This is a genomic window from Alkaliphilus flagellatus (assembly GCF_018919215.1).
In the GTDB taxonomy this organism is placed as follows: Bacteria; Bacillota; Clostridia; order Peptostreptococcales; family Natronincolaceae; genus Alkaliphilus_B; species Alkaliphilus_B flagellatus.
On record NZ_JAHLQK010000001.1, the window covers coordinates 413971 to 428794 of the forward strand.

Here is a 14824-nt window from a genome sequence, read left to right on the forward strand (position 1 = left end):
CAAAATAAGGTACTATATTAAATTAATTAACATATTTTTAATTCAATAGATAGAAATGGTTCCAATTAGTTCTAAGGAGGCTATAGAATGATTAATGTTTTATTAGGCAAGAGCATTTATTTAAAGCTTGTTGAAAGGGAAGATTTATTTAAGAGAGTAGATTGGCTTAATGATCCTGATATTCAAAGAACCTTAAATTATGATTATCCAACCTCTATAGCTAAAACTGAAAAGTGGTTTGACAAAGTAATTAGTGATTCACATAGACGGGACTTTTCTGTTTTTTTAATAGAAGACAATCGATATATAGGATTTTGTGGATTGATAGATATTAGCTATCCAGTAGGAAAGGCTGAATTATATATAACTATAGGAGAGAAAGATACATGGGGTAATGGATATGGAACAGAAGTATATGATGTACTGATGAAATATGGATTTGAAGAGTTAGGATTAAATAAAATATATATTCACTATTTAACATATAATCAGGGTACTCAAAAAATTATGCAAAAAATAGGATGGCAATTAGAAGGATTATTAAGGCAAGATATATATTCTCATGGGAAAATTGCTGATAGATATATTGCTTCTATATTAAAGAAAGACTGGGCGAAAAAAAATGAAATCTCTAAATAAAATAGATCTATTTAATTCTGTCACCCCAATGATAAAGTTAGAAAGTATTGATATTAAATCTAATGAAATTTATATGAAAAGAGAAGATTTAGCTGGATTTGTTTTAGGCGGAAATAAACTAAGAAAAATAGAATATTTTATGTATGATGCTATTTCTAAAAAAAGTGATTATATTGTAACCTATGGGTCATATCAATCAAATCATTGTGCAATAACTGCCGCAGCCTGTTCAAAATTAGGGTTAAAGTGTTTGTTGATACTAACAAAACAAAAAAAACAAATTGAATATACAGGTAATTACTTTTTATATAATTTGTTTGATGCAGAAATAATGTGGTGCGAAGAATATCAAGTTAAAGATACCATAGATGAAACATTAACAAAGTTAACAGAAAATGGCCATAAATCATATTTTATTGAAGGTGGTGGTCATGGTAACTTAGGTACATATGCTTATGTAAAAGTATATGAGGAAATAAAAGCACAAGAATCAAAAATGAAAGTTAATTTTGATTATATATTTCATGCCTCTGGTTCAGGAACAACACAGGCTGGGCTGATAATTGGAAATGAAAACTATAAAGCGAATACTAAAATATTGGGTATTAGTATTGCACGGAAACAAGAGAGAGGGAGTAAGGTGATAGAAGAGAGTATTCTTGATTACTGCCATAAGTTTAACATTCAAGTAAATAACATAAAATCTAAAATTCATTTTATTGACGATTATGTTGGAAAAGGATATGGAGATAGCTATTATGAAGTTTTACAAACTATAAAGTATGTAGGAAAGAATGAAGGAATATTATTGGATCCAATATATACAGGAAAAGCCTTCTATGGAATGATTGATTATATTAGAAGAACTAATATTAAGGGCAAGAATATTTTATTTATACACACTGGTGGTATTCCAATATTATTAGCCAATTCTGAAAAATTTATTGAGATAGGTGGGGATAGAAGTGAATCTTTTATTCACCAGTAGTGGTAGAAGAACTCAGTTAATTAAATATTTTAAACAAGAGCTAGGTAATGAAGGAAGGATAATAGTAGCTGATTATAATAGCACAGCACCCACTTTATATATAGCTGATAAAGGATATATTGTATCTAGTATAGATAATAGTAATTATCTAAATGAAATAAAAGAAATTTGTACTAAGGAAGATATTACAGGGATTATTGCTACAATAGATCCTGAATTAAGTCTGTTAGCTAAAGAGAAAGAAGAATTTAATAATCTAGGAGTGCAGGTTATAATATCGGATTATGATATTGTTGAAATGTGCTTTGATAAGTATAGTATGTTTGAGTTTTTAAAGAATAATGGATTTAATACTCCTAAAACCTATGCAAACTTAGACGATTTTACAAAGGCATTATATAGAAATAAAATAGATTTTCCAGTGTTTGTAAAGCCTCGAAAAGGAAGTTCTAGTATAGGTATCAATAAAGTTTCTACGCTAGAAGAATTGAAGATTTTAATGAAATATAATACAGACCTAATTGTACAACAATACATGCAAGGACAAGAGTATGGTGTAGACCTTTATGTTGACATAATATCAAAGGATGTTATATCTATATTTCTTAAAAAGAAACTTAGTATGCGAGGTGGCGAAACTGATAAAGCAGTGTCTGTAAAAAATGATAAGCTTTTTAATATGATTTTAGATTTTATAAAAAAGTTAAAAGTTGTAGGTCCGGTTGATATAGATGTATTCGAAATAGACGGAGAGTTCTATATATCAGAAGTTAATCCTAGATTTGGCGGGGGATATTTAATAGCCTATGAATGTGGTGAAAATTTTCCTAAATATATTTTAAATAATTTAAAAGGTATAATAAATACCTCTCATATAGGTAAGTATGAAGAGGATATATATATGATGAGACATGATATTGTAACAATTAAGAAGAGATGTGAATTATTACAATGAGGCATAGTAGTATCGATGTTAAAACATTGAACGTATCCTAAATTTAAGATTAATAATGGTAATTTATTTGAATTGGAATGCCTTTAAGTTTTGATGCTGAAATCAAGACATGAGTATCAGACAGTTTAACAACTTAACTAAACATTAATTACTAAATATATTACATGGAACTTAGAATAATATATTAGGAGGATTAAAGATGGCAAGTTTTTGGGATAGAGAGAGTGGTCTTGTAAGCGTAATAATAGCAATTTATAACTATGAAAAATATATATGTGAAGCTTTAGATGGGTTAAAAAATCAAACATACTCAAATATAGAAATAATTATTATTGATGATTGTTCTACAGATAATACAAAACAGGTTATAAGCGAGTGGATTAAAAATAATGAAGGTGTATTTTGGGATTTTACCTACATAAGGTTACCTCGAAACTGTTCACAAACATGGGCGCTAAATATTGGATTTTGTGTTTCTAAAGGGGAGTATATTGCTATACACGATTCGGATGATATAAGTCATAAGGAAAAAATACAAAAACAGGTTGAATATTTAGATGAAAATTATAATGTTACTGTTGTTGGAACTGGATTTAAGGCATTTACTGAACATATAAATAATATTGTGTATATACCAGATTGGTTAAGTTATAGTACTGAAAAAATAGAAAGTAACTATAAAAACGAGTTTAAACATTGTGTATGCTTTGGTTCTGTTTTGTTTAGGGCTAATATACTTGAAAATATAATTGGATGTAAACGCTTTGTGAATATAGCTAATGATGTGTTTTTTATTAATGAAATTATACATGCGGACTATATTGTTAGCAACTTAAAGGAAGATCTTCTTTACGTACGAACTCATCCAGAACGAGCTACGGAAGAGTACAGAGAAGCAATGCAAAAAATAAAAGAAGAATCAAAAAAAGTTATTGGGAAGGTATCTGTGATATTGCCAATAGAAAATAATAAAGATAGTATTTTTAGATCTCTAAAAGATATTAGTATCCAAACTTATTTAGATATTGAAATAATTATTATAGATGACGCTTTAGAAAATAGTTATGAGGAAGAAATAAGAAAGTGGTATTCTCAGTATAAACAAGAAAATCCTAGTTTTAATATTAAAGATATAATTTACTTTAGATTACCTACAGAAATAGGATATCCCTGGGTTTATAACGTAGGTTCTTATTTATCTAAAGGAGAATTTATTGCTTTTAATACTGTAAATAGTATTAGTAATAATGCTAAGCTTAGTAAGCAGGTAGAATTTTTAAACAATAATTTTATGTATAGCGTGATTGGAACTAATTCAACTGAGGAAACTCCTATAATTAAATTTGATGATGATATTGAATATATTTACACAAAGGAATACACTCCATGTGTAAATATAAATACTATTATGTTAAGAAGTGTAGTAGTGGATCATACAGCTGGTATGAATAAATCTATTGATAAGCATGAGGATTTCGAGTTTATACATAGACTTATAAATAATGGATACAGAGTACAAAATCTTAAGGATGTGTTGCATTATGAAGTATAGAGGTGGATATATATGGACCCTTTAGTTAGTATAATTATGCCCGTATATAATTGTGATAAATATATTGATGAAAGTATTAAAAGTATATTAAAGCAGACCTATAAAAATTTTGAGATTATAGTACTGGACAATAATTCTACTGACAATACACTAAAAATAGTTAGAGAAATTAAAGACGATAGAATAAAAGTAATACAATTAGGATCCAATAAAGGATTGAATGCTAGCTTTGAAGAGGGGCTAAATCATGCAAAAGGTGAATTTATAATCAGACATGATCCAGATGATATAAGTTTACCTAGTAGAATTGAAAGGCAGATAGCCTATTTACAGAAACATAAAGAACTTGGTATGGTTTCTTGTCTTATAAAATGTTTCACCTACGATACAGACTATATAAATCAAAGTACTTTTATTGAGAAAATTCAAAATCATTATATTGATAAAGAAAGTATTTTAAATGCTATTATTGGAAATTTTATACCGATAATATTTCCCACCTTAATGATACGTAAACAACTTCTAAATAAGATTATATTAAGTCAGCTCAACCAAGAATTTGATGATCAAATAGAGCTACTACTAGAGCTTATTAAAATAGGTGGAGTTGAAAAGGTGAATAAAGTACTTTATTCATACAGAAGACATAATGAAGCTTATCATATTGTTAAGCAACATGGTTATGAAGAACATACTAGAATAGCCCTAGAAAATAGTGATATTAAAAATCATATACTGTATAGTAAATTATATCAAAATGCTAAAATAAATAAGGTCAATATAAACTTAAATCAAAGAAGTGATAAGAGAATACTTATGCTAATAGATTCATTAAATATAGGTGGAACTGAAACCCATGTACTTAATTTAGTTAAGAGTTTAATTGATAAAGGTATACATGTTGTTGTTGGAACTAGTGGGGGACCATTGACTAGAATGTTTGAGGATAGTGGGATTAAGATTGTAAAAGTACCAATTAAAGGTGATTACATCTCAAATAGACATATATTTGGACTGTTAAATACAGTAAAGCAAATTATTGATAGGGAAAATATTAATCTTATTCATAGTCACTTATTCGGAAGCATGTCAATTGCTAATCAAATATATAAGAAATATAATATTCCTTATATTGTTACATTGCATGGACTATTTTATCCTAAAGATGTTCTCTATAGTACATGTATTAATGCTAGTTCTATAATTGCTGTTAGTGAACCAGTAAAGGAAATGATATGTGGTCAACTAGGAAAGAGGGTAAAGGATAAGGTTATTGTTATACCTAATGGAATAAATATACAGGAACAAACGAAAGATAAAAAAGATAATACTATAAGGAAGAAACTAAATATTCCAGATGATGGGATTGTTATAACATATTGTAGTAGATTGGCATGGAACAAAACTATAGCTGCAGAAAATTTTATTTTTAGCTGTCATAACCTTGCATTACAATATGAAAATTTATATGCTATTGTAGTGGGTGATGGTCCTGATAGCAGCATAATAAAAAGAGAAGTAGATTTGATAAATAATAGTATAGGAAGAGATTTGCTTCATCTTGAGGGTGCAAGCTTTGACGTGATTCAGTATTATTTAGAAAGCGATATTGTTGTTGGAACTGGCAGGGTAGCACTTGAGGCTATGAGTTGCTGTAAGCCTGTCATATCTATAGGAAATGAAGGATATGTAGGTATTGTATCTGAAGAGATGAAGGAATTACAATGGCAAACATACTTTGGTGATCATGATGCAATTGAAAAACCAGATATCATTACATTAGGGAAAGCAATTAGATTGTTACTAGACAATCCAAAAGACCGTAAAAAAATCGGACTTTGGAGTAAAAAATGGTGCAAAGAAATGTTTGATGAGGATTTAGTAGCACATAGAACGATTGAACTTTATGAAGAGCTTATATAAAAATGTAATAGAGTGAGTCCTATTTTTATTCGCTAAATGATTATTTTGTAATAATTTTTTTATGTGAGATATGTTCTTATTAAATAGAATATAACAGCCTGAAAATCTACAATAGATTCTCAGGCTTATATAAGTTAACTAAAACACCCAATTTCCATCTTTAAATAATTCAACCTCGGTACCATCTTTTTCATAGGCAGTAATATGTAGCTCTGGCCCACCTACCATAAAGTCAACGTGGATTAAACTAAAATTTGCACCCTTTGCTTTTAGTTCTTCATCTGTCATATCAGAACCACCTATCATAGCATATGCATATGCCCTACCAAGTGCAAAATGAACTGAAGCATTTTCATCAAATAATGTATTATTAAAAAGTATACCTGTATTTGAAATAGGAGAGTCATTTTGAACTAATGCAACTTCACCTAAGTATTTAGCACCCTCATCGTTTTCCATTAATTTTTCTAAAACATCGTAGCCTTTTTCAGCATAGAAATCAACTACTTTTCCATCTTTAAATGTAAATCCAAAATTGTCTACAATTTTTCCATTTAAGCTAAGTGGTTTTGTAGCTTTTAAAGTTCCATTAACCTTTAAAGCATGGGGAGTAGTAAATACTTCCTCAGTAGGGATATTTGCAACAAATGGATCTCCAGCTTGACTGTCCTTAGATCCACCCATCCAAAAGTGATCCTCTGCAAGATATACTTCCAAGTCTGTTCCAGGAGCTTTTAATACTAATTTTTCAAACTGCTTTTCATTTAAAAAGTTTCTATATTTTTTTATATTGTTATCGTGTATTTGCCATGCTTCTACTGGATTATCTTGATCAACACGGGTTGCTTCGAAGACCTTTTCCCATAGTTTTTCGATTGCAGTTTCATTATCTAAATCTGGGAATACACTTTTTGCCCATGCTAATGAAGGCATAGCAACTATACACCATTTTGTAAATCCAGTCATTCTATATTTCATAACAGATGATACTGCTAGAGATGCTGTTTTTTGACTTTTTGCAACTAAGTCTCCATCAATATCCTTTAATAACTCTGGGTCTGGCGCAGCAATGAAAAGATGATGATAATTGTCTTTATACATAGCCTCTAAGGAGTCAACTTTCCACTGTGGAAAGTTTTCAAACACATAATCTTTTCCATGCTTAAATCTAATCAAGCTCATTTCGTCATCAGCTAACTGAAACTCTACATGTTTTGCACCTGCTTCATAAGCCTTTTTCATTACAAGTCTTGCTAAAGGTAGAGTATCAGCATTTCCAGCAATAAGTAGACCTTCTTTTTCTTTTAAATTGATACCAACTCTTACAGCAAGCTCAGCATACTTTTCAAGATTTTGCTCTAAATTTACCATAATATCCCCCTCTAATCTTTTATAAATGATTTTATCTATGTAATAATTATATTTTAGCATAATTTCAAATTTTTAGCTTTATTATATAGAGCAAATCTGAAGGAATTTGTCACCTTGTTTTATCTTTTCAATGGAAATATAATAGTATTATATATTATTAGAATATTCTATATTAAGATTTATGGTTGATAGAGTATAAAATTTTAAGGAGGAGCATTATGGAGAATAAAAACTCACTATTAGTAGATGAACTAAAAGAATTAAAAGAAACAATTTGGTTTAATCCAAAATATAAAAACTTTGCCGAAGTTAAAGAGACGCTGCCAATTTCATATGAAGATGTGTTGGATGCTGAAGAGAGACTAAATAGATTTACTTCATATATAAAGATAGTTTTTCCATCAACTATGGATGGAATTATTGAGTCACCAATATCTAAAATATCTAATATGAAAAAAAGAATGGAAAAGAATTATAATAAAAAAATCTATGGCAATTTAATACTGAAAAGAGATGATTTACTTCCTATTGCAGGATCAATAAAAGCTAGGGGAGGAATATATGAGGTTTTAAAGCATGCGGAAGAGTTAGCTATTGCAAATGAATTACTTAAATATGAAGATGATTATTCTATACTTGCAGAAGATAGATTTAAGGAGTTTTTCTCCAACTATACTATACAAGTGGGAAGTACAGGGAATCTAGGACTTAGTATAGGCATAATGAGTGCAAAACTTGGTTTTAAAGTAGTTGTACATATGTCATCAGATGCAAGGCAGTGGAAAAAAGAACTTTTAAGGTCTAAAGGTGTTAAGGTTGTTGAATATGCTTCTGATTATTCAAAGGCTGTAGAAGAAGGACGAAAACTATCGGATGTTGACCCTAACAGTTATTTTATAGATGATGAAAATTCAAAGAATTTGTTTTTAGGCTATGCAGTAGGGGGTATAAGAACTAAAAAACAACTAGAGGATATGGATATTGCTGTAGATGAGGATCATCCACTATTTGTATATCTTCCCTGTGGTGTAGGTGGTGGACCAGGAGGAGTTGCGTATGGTCTTAAACTTATGTATGGTGACGATGTACAATGCTTTTTTGCAGAACCTACCCATTCTCCTGCAATGCTCTTAGGTTTAGCAACTGGACTTCACGATAAAATTTCTGTGGAGGATATAGGTTTAGATAATAAGACTGCTGCAGATGGATTGGCGGTAGGAAGACCATCTTCCTTTGTAGGTAAGATAATGGAAGAGACCTTAAGTGGAGCATTTACTATAGATGATGAAAGACTATATAGTTTTTTAGCAGACTTAGTTGATGAAGAGGATATTTATATAGAACCATCGGCTCTTGCTGGATTTTTAGGACCTATATTTGTTTCCGATTTTTATAAAAATGAAAATGCAACCCACCTGTGCTGGTCTACTGGTGGTAGCTTGGTGCCTGAAAGTATAAGAAAAGAGTATTATGCAGAGGGGAAAAATTCTAGGAACAAATAATGGGGTGAATTGTTAAGGTGTTATATGAAACCAGAAAAAATATAACAGGGTTATTAATAAAAAGTAATAGGGAAAAATTAGGACTGAAACAGGAATATTTGTGTAAAGGAATTTGCTCAATTTCATATTTAAGTAAGATTGAAAAGGGCAATATTGTACCAAGTGAAGATATTAATTTACTTGAAGAAGCAAAGAAGATAAATTATACTGCATATGTTATTAATCAAATAGGCTACATAAAGTGACTTGATGGCAAATATTATGAAGCTATTGAATTATTTTTAGAGGCACTTAATTTAGCTTATAGTCAGGGATGCGTCAAACTACAGATAGATATTTGTATGATACTTGGTAATATTTATTATGAAACTATTAGCCATCGTATTTCAGGATTTTAAATTACTTTCCTTTTCTATAAGAGATAATTTGTCTAATAAAATTTGTGAAGCACCAGATGATCAAGAAAGAATCATTTCATGTCTTGATAAGGCAGGTTTTGGAAATGATCTAGCTAAACTTAATAATGGAATTATTTAATTAAATTTTAGAAATTTCATATACACAAAAATACTTATAAAAAACTATTGACATTGACGCTACGTAAATGTGTATATTGGTCTTAAGGAGGTAAGATTATGGAATACACAGTGCAAAAACTAGGAAATTTAGCAGGTATTAGTACCAGAACCCTTAGATATTATGATGAAATTGGAATTCTAAAGCCGGCAAGAATCAATTCATCAGGATATCGTATTTACGGTGAAGCGGAAGTTAATAGGTTACAACAAATTTTGTTCTATAGAGAATTAGGTTTAAGCTTAGATAGTATAAAGAATATAATAACTTCACCTTCCTTTGATGGGGCAAATGCACTTAAAGAACATCGTGAAAATCTCCTTGAAAAAAGAAAACAATTAGATTTATTGATAGCTAATGTTGAAAAGAGCATAGCATCAGTAGAAGGGAGAATTAAAATGAGTGATAAAGAAAAATTTGAAGGTTTTAAGCAAAAAATGATTGATGATAATGAGAAGAAATATGGTGAAGAAATTCGACAAAAATATGGAAATGAAACTATTGACAAGTCAAATGCAAAATTAAAAAATATGACTCAAGCAGAATATGATGAAGTAACAAGTCTAGCAGAGAAATTAAATAAGACTTTGGAAGAGGCTTTTAAAACTGGAGATCCAGCCGGTGAATTAGCACAAAAAGCGGCCGAGCTTCACAAAAAGTGGATAACATTTTATTGGACCGAATATAGCAAAGAAGCTCATGCTGGACTTGCTCAAATGTATGTTGATGATGAAAGGTTTACAGCATACTATGATAAAGAGCAACCAGGTACAGCAGAATTTTTAAGAGATTCCATCCTGATTTACACAGGAATACAAAAATAGTATTTTAAAGAATTAAAAGGCGATTGGGTAACCAATCGCCTTTTTTGAGCTACAATATTATTTATTGGCGAAAGTGAGTTCAATAAAATACATTGATGTCGCCACACAAATATAGGCTACTATATAATGATAATGCAATGTTCTATATAGATTTTAAAAAATAAGCAGGGAAACATAAAATGTATATAGAAAGTTTATTAGAATTATAGAAAATATTATAGAAAAAAGAAGGAGAACATATGAAGATATTAGTTGATGCGGATGGATGTCCTGTTAAGGACATAATTCTAAATGTGGCAAAGCAATACAATATAAAGTTAATTATGATAAAAAATATTTGTCATGATCTATATGATGATTATGCAGAAATTATAACAGTGGATCAAGGCAAAGATGTAGTAGATATTACTTTAATTAATCACACAAAAGAGGGAGATATTGTGGTTACTCAAGATTATGGTGTAGCTGCAATGGCTATTGCCAAAAGAGCTATAGCAATTAATCAAAATGGATGGTGCTATACTGATGATAATATAGATGAATTATTAATGCAAAGACATATTGGTCAAGAGATGAGAAGAAAACATAAAAAATATACAAAGATACCAAAGCGAACAAGGGAAAATGATATTCAATTTGAACAAAAATTTAGAGAGCTAGTGTCTAATTTATCAAAGGAATAAATCTTACTATGGAATATTAGGAGAGCAAAATGTTGACATAAAAACGCTGCTTTCTGACATTTATCTTATTTTGATTATTGTCAGAAAAGAGTATTCTATGTGTCTATCAACAATACAAAGCATTAAGATAAAGCTTTCTGGAATTTCTGGACATGATATGTATATCTGTGGTTAAATTTAATGTAGATCATTTTATCTGTGGCAACACCTTCTGTTCTGATGGGTCAATAAGGGAGTATTTAAGAGTAGCTTATAGACGATGAAAATAGTAAAAGTAGAGGGTATGAAAAAAGGAGGCAACAAGAATTTAGTTGCTTCCTTTTTGTCATAATAGACGAAATATCTTATTAGACAAGAATAAAAATGACTATTGGTTATGATTATTTGCATTTTTATGATCTCTTATTTACAGCACTTCCATATAATAAAACAGCAGTGGATGAAGTTTGTCTGACTGATACAAATTATCAATGTCCGTCCTTGTCATCCAGCGTGCATTTATCACTTCAGATTTTTGTAGGGTCAAAGCTGATATGGGAACGTCGGCATGAAACAGCCATGCATCATAGAAATCTTGACTTTCTTCTCTGCGGGTGCTGTAAATAATTCGTCCATTCCTACCTTCAAGGAAGAGTCCTAATTCTTCTTTCACTTCCCGAATAGCTCCATGCAAGCTTGTTTCTCCGGCTAATACAGAGCCACCTGTGCATTCCCAATATTCAGGATATAACTTGTTCGGATGACGTTGAGACATCAGGTATTCTCCCTTGTTGTTCATTATCCATATGCTGACAACTAGATGATAGTATCCACTTTCTATTGACTCTCCTCGGCGATGCAGGATACCCATTTTTTCTCTGTTTACATTATATAAATCCCATTGTTCAGGCATTAAAGCACCTCGCTTTTTTGTAAACCATTTCGATACAGGTCATAAAAATGATGAGTTGGCCCATTTCCTTTTCCAATAGAAAGAGCATGTTCAATGGCAGTGGTTACATATTGCTTTGCTTGTTCCACCGCTTGTGGTACAGGCAGTCCAAGGGCTAGGTTAGATGTGATAGCAGAGGAAAAGGTGCAGCCGGTGCCATGTGTGTTTTTGGTGTTGATACGGTATGTTTCATAGTGATAAAATTGTCTGCCGTCATACAGAACATCAACGGCATTCCCAATAGCGTGACCGCCCTTGACAATAACATTTCGACAACCCATTTCGTAGATCCGCTTTGCGGCAGCTTCCATGTCTTCCATAGAGCTGATAGTCATACCTGAAATCTTTTCTGCTTCTGGAATGTTCGGTGTAAGTATGTCTGCACATGGAATAACAACCTTTATCAGCGTATCAACGGCATTTGGATTCATCAGCGGACACCCGTTTTTTGCATACATCACAGGGTCAATTACAATGTTCTTCGGCTTATACTGACGGAGCTTTTCTGCAACTGCCTTCATACAGTACGGTGTGGATAGCATACCTATCTTTACAGCATCAACCTCAATATCCTCAAAAACAGCGTCAATCTGCTTTTGAATCATATCCGGCGTAACATCCTGTATGTCAATGACACGACTTGTGTTTTCGGCCACTATGGACACGATAACGCTCATGCCAAAAACGCCATGGGCAGAAAATGTTTTTAAATCAGCCTGGATTCCGGCACCTCCGCTACAGTCTGATCCTGCGATACTCAATACTTTTTTCATTAGAAATCCTCCTTTAAAATTGGATATATAATTATCATCATACTGTGCTAACAGAAATCAGATTATCCTTATAGTTAGACAAAAAATGGGTGCAATTCGTATTACGGAAAGCACCCAATAAATAACATAGTATGTAATTGATTTGCTTCCCTACGTTGGTCTTAACCAACAGGTTCAAAGGGTCAGGTTTTAACCTTCTCAACTACAAGTAGTCCCCCCGCAAGCGATAAACCATATTCAATTTTCGACACCTATTTTCAAACAAAAATAGAGTGCTTTTCTCATTTGAAAAGCACTCCAACTATATATACACAATGATATAATTGATTTGCTTCCCTACGTCGGTCTTAACCAACAGGTTCAAAGGGTCAGGTTTAACCTTCTCAACTACAAGTAGTTCCCCCGCAAACTTCAATATATATTATAACAGCGTTTGAGGAGGAGTTCAAGAACCTGTTTTCAATTCCAGCCATCACAAATGTGGCGGTTTTTTTTATATACCATACAACAATTAGAAAGGATGAACCTTATGGCAAGAAAAATGAAACTCCAATCTTCTTGAGGAAGATTGGAGTTTCAAGAATTTCTCGACATAATTGCCACAAGCGTAATCAAATTTAACACCGACCACTTCATCTGCGAAAACACCTTCTACTGTGTCTGGGCACTTCGAGAATATCCTATCTGTAACTTATTTTTTCACAAGGGCATAGATTATTTTATATTGCTCAATCGGTTTTATTTTATACATAAACTTTTACTGTTTTTATTCGATTTCTTTCGATACTCTCTACTATAAGTGTAATATTATCATATTCTACTTTTTCACCCAATTTAGGAAGTCTTCCTAGAGATTCTATGACTAGGCCACCAATGGAATCAAAATCCTCAGACTCGAAATTTGTACCTAAAATTTCATTGACTGAATTAATTTTGGTACTGCCAATTATAATATATTCACCATCTTTAACAAATTGGATTTCACTTTCAAATTCATCGTATTCGTCTTCGATATCTCCGACAATTTCTTCGATTAAATCTTCTATAGTAATAATTCCAGCGGTACCTCCATATTCATCTAGCACGATGGCCATATGGGTTCTGTTTTTCTTCATTTCTGTAAAAGTATCGCTAATTTTCTTGAATTCAAATGTATAATAAGGTTTTCTTACATACTCCTCTATATTAAAATTATCCTTTTTATTATCAAGGAAAATTAAATCTCTAACATTTAAAACTCCAATAATATTGTCTATACCTTCTTTATAAATAGGATATCTAGAAAACTGCTCATCCTTAACCTTATCTATAATCTGTTGGAATGGAAGATCAATATCTATCGCAACAATATCTGTTCTTTGAATCATTACATCTTTAATTTGAAGATCTCCAAATTCAAAAACATTGTGTATCATTTGTGTTTCTTCAGTTTCTAAAACTCCTTCTTCCTCACTAACTGCAACGATCGTACGCAGTTCTTCCTCGGTTATAATAGGTTGTGCTTTATCAGCTTTAATACCTAGTATATTCATAATTCCATTTGTTAAATACATAAGAACAATAACAATTGGATTTAACAAAGTAACGATGAAAGAAAGAGGCTTACTAACCTTTAATGAAACTTTTTCTGGAAATTGTGCAGCAAGAGATTTAGGTGTTATTTCACCAAATATTAATACCAATAATGTCATAATTCCTGTTGATACAAATACACCTTTACTACCAAAAAAATCTAAGGCTAATGAAGTAGCTAACGCAGATGCACCAATATTTACAATATTATTACCTACAAGAATTGTACCTAAAAGTTTATTAGGATCTTTCACTAGTCGTTCTACTAAATCTCCTCCTTTTACTTTTTCTTCTACCATATATCTTACACGAATTTTACTTAATGACATAAGTGCTGTTTCTGATGTAGAGAAAAAAGCAGAACAAAACAAAAGTCCTAATAAAACTATAATTTGCCACATACTATCAGGGTCCAAAATTTACCACACTCCTCATATTATTCTAATGCTTAAAATATTATCAAAATAATTATATCATAAATTCTCTAGTAAAATGATACTTTTTTAGGGTTAATTTTCAGAATAATCAGCCTGAG

14 protein-coding genes and 2 riboswitches are annotated in these 14824 nt (G+C 31.1%); of the genes, 10 read left to right on the forward strand and 4 right to left on the reverse strand.

Annotated features, from left to right (window positions below):
• Window positions 1-87: 87 nt before the first annotated feature.
• The 5 genes from KQI88_RS01845 (at window position 88) to KQI88_RS01865 (ending at window position 6057) form a co-directional block, all read left to right on the forward strand.
• Complete coding sequence (locus KQI88_RS01845) at window positions 88-639, forward strand: GNAT family N-acetyltransferase (RefSeq protein WP_216414657.1); 552 nt, start codon at window positions 88-90, stop codon at window positions 637-639.
• The gene (locus tag KQI88_RS01850; RefSeq protein WP_216414658.1) at window positions 623-1627 is read left to right on the forward strand and encodes a 1-aminocyclopropane-1-carboxylate deaminase/D-cysteine desulfhydrase; all 1005 of its coding nucleotides are present in this window, start codon (window positions 623-625) and stop codon (window positions 1625-1627) included. The genes KQI88_RS01845 and KQI88_RS01850 overlap by 17 nt, the downstream gene beginning before the upstream one ends.
• Window positions 1605-2582 (forward strand): ATP-grasp domain-containing protein, encoded by a 978-nt coding sequence (locus KQI88_RS01855; RefSeq protein ID WP_216414659.1) that lies wholly within the window; start codon window positions 1605-1607, stop codon window positions 2580-2582. Before KQI88_RS01850 ends, KQI88_RS01855 begins: the two co-directional genes overlap by 23 nt.
• A 199-nt stretch (window positions 2583-2781) precedes the next feature.
• Window positions 2782-4134, forward strand: coding sequence for a glycosyltransferase family 2 protein (locus KQI88_RS01860; RefSeq protein ID WP_216414660.1), 1353 nt, complete (start codon window positions 2782-2784; stop codon window positions 4132-4134).
• Window positions 4135-4146: 12 nt separating this feature from the next.
• Window positions 4147-6057: a glycosyltransferase gene (locus KQI88_RS01865; RefSeq protein WP_216414661.1), complete on the forward strand. Its 1911-nt coding sequence runs from the start codon at window positions 4147-4149 to the stop codon at window positions 6055-6057.
• Between the two features lie 138 nt (window positions 6058-6195).
• On the opposite strand, the gene KQI88_RS01870 is transcribed toward KQI88_RS01865, so the two are convergent.
• Window positions 6196-7428 (reverse strand): aminopeptidase, encoded by a 1233-nt coding sequence (locus KQI88_RS01870; RefSeq protein WP_216414662.1) that lies wholly within the window; start codon window positions 7426-7428, stop codon window positions 6196-6198.
• Window positions 7429-7646: 218 nt separating this feature from the next.
• Between KQI88_RS01870 and KQI88_RS01875 the strand changes: the two genes are divergently transcribed.
• The 5 genes from KQI88_RS01875 (at window position 7647) to KQI88_RS01895 (ending at window position 11013) form a co-directional block, all read left to right on the forward strand.
• Entirely contained in the window at window positions 7647-8930 is a 1284-nt protein-coding gene (locus tag KQI88_RS01875) for a D-serine ammonia-lyase (protein WP_216414663.1), read from the forward strand.
• Between the two features lie 17 nt (window positions 8931-8947).
• A complete protein-coding gene (locus tag KQI88_RS17950) occupies window positions 8948-9175 on the forward strand; it encodes a helix-turn-helix domain-containing protein (protein WP_216414664.1) in 228 nt (75 codons plus the stop codon).
• 118 nt (window positions 9176-9293) lie between these two features.
• Entirely contained in the window at window positions 9294-9467 is a 174-nt protein-coding gene (locus tag KQI88_RS01885) for a hypothetical protein (RefSeq protein WP_216414665.1), read from the forward strand.
• A gap of 98 nt (window positions 9468-9565) precedes the next feature.
• Complete coding sequence (locus tag KQI88_RS01890; protein WP_216414666.1) at window positions 9566-10330, forward strand: MerR family transcriptional regulator; 765 nt, start codon at window positions 9566-9568, stop codon at window positions 10328-10330.
• A 239-nt stretch (window positions 10331-10569) separates the two neighbouring features.
• The gene (locus KQI88_RS01895) at window positions 10570-11013 is read left to right on the forward strand and encodes a YaiI/YqxD family protein (protein WP_216414667.1); all 444 of its coding nucleotides are present in this window, start codon (window positions 10570-10572) and stop codon (window positions 11011-11013) included.
• Between the two features lie 406 nt (window positions 11014-11419).
• Here KQI88_RS01895 and KQI88_RS01900 read toward each other — a convergent pair whose 3' ends face one another.
• From KQI88_RS01900 to KQI88_RS01910, 3 genes are all read right to left on the reverse strand, one after another.
• Entirely contained in the window at window positions 11420-11905 is a 486-nt protein-coding gene (locus tag KQI88_RS01900; RefSeq protein ID WP_216414668.1) for an NUDIX hydrolase, read from the reverse strand.
• Window positions 11905-12717 carry a bifunctional hydroxymethylpyrimidine kinase/phosphomethylpyrimidine kinase gene (gene thiD, locus KQI88_RS01905; RefSeq protein WP_216414669.1) on the reverse strand — a complete coding sequence of 271 codons (813 nt, stop codon included), beginning with the start codon at window positions 12715-12717 and terminating at the stop codon, window positions 11905-11907. The genes KQI88_RS01900 and thiD overlap by 1 nt, the downstream gene beginning before the upstream one ends.
• Window positions 12718-12846: 129 nt before the next feature.
• A riboswitch (TPP riboswitch) is annotated at window positions 12847-12946 on the reverse strand.
• Between the two features lie 86 nt (window positions 12947-13032).
• Window positions 13033-13131: riboswitch (TPP riboswitch) on the reverse strand.
• A gap of 329 nt (window positions 13132-13460) precedes the next feature.
• On the reverse strand, window positions 13461-14705 hold the full coding sequence (locus KQI88_RS01910; RefSeq protein ID WP_216414670.1) for an HlyC/CorC family transporter: 1245 nt from the start codon (window positions 14703-14705) through the stop codon (window positions 13461-13463).
• Window positions 14706-14824: the final 119 nt, after the last annotated feature.

What these genes read in the sequence shown, in the direction of transcription:
- KQI88_RS01865 (WP_216414661.1), top strand. Translation starts at nt 4,147, where the DNA reads ATGGACCCTTTAGTTAGTATAATTATGCCCGTATATAATTGTGATAAA.
- KQI88_RS01885 (WP_216414665.1), top strand. Translation starts at nt 9,294, where the DNA reads ATGAAACTATTAGCCATCGTATTTCAGGATTTTAAATTACTTTCCTTT.
- KQI88_RS01845 (WP_216414657.1), top strand. Translation starts at nt 88, where the DNA reads ATGATTAATGTTTTATTAGGCAAGAGCATTTATTTAAAGCTTGTTGAA.
- KQI88_RS01900 (WP_216414668.1), bottom strand. Translation starts at nt 11,905, where the DNA reads ATGCCTGAACAATGGGATTTATATAATGTAAACAGAGAAAAAATGGGT.
- thiD (WP_216414669.1), bottom strand. Translation starts at nt 12,717, where the DNA reads ATGAAAAAAGTATTGAGTATCGCAGGATCAGACTGTAGCGGAGGTGCC.
- KQI88_RS01850 (WP_216414658.1), top strand. Translation starts at nt 623, where the DNA reads ATGAAATCTCTAAATAAAATAGATCTATTTAATTCTGTCACCCCAATG.
- KQI88_RS01890 (WP_216414666.1), top strand. Translation starts at nt 9,566, where the DNA reads ATGGAATACACAGTGCAAAAACTAGGAAATTTAGCAGGTATTAGTACC.
- KQI88_RS01860 (WP_216414660.1), top strand. Translation starts at nt 2,782, where the DNA reads ATGGCAAGTTTTTGGGATAGAGAGAGTGGTCTTGTAAGCGTAATAATA.
- KQI88_RS01875 (WP_216414663.1), top strand. Translation starts at nt 7,647, where the DNA reads ATGGAGAATAAAAACTCACTATTAGTAGATGAACTAAAAGAATTAAAA.
- KQI88_RS01870 (WP_216414662.1), bottom strand. Translation starts at nt 7,428, where the DNA reads ATGGTAAATTTAGAGCAAAATCTTGAAAAGTATGCTGAGCTTGCTGTA.
- KQI88_RS01895 (WP_216414667.1), top strand. Translation starts at nt 10,570, where the DNA reads ATGAAGATATTAGTTGATGCGGATGGATGTCCTGTTAAGGACATAATT.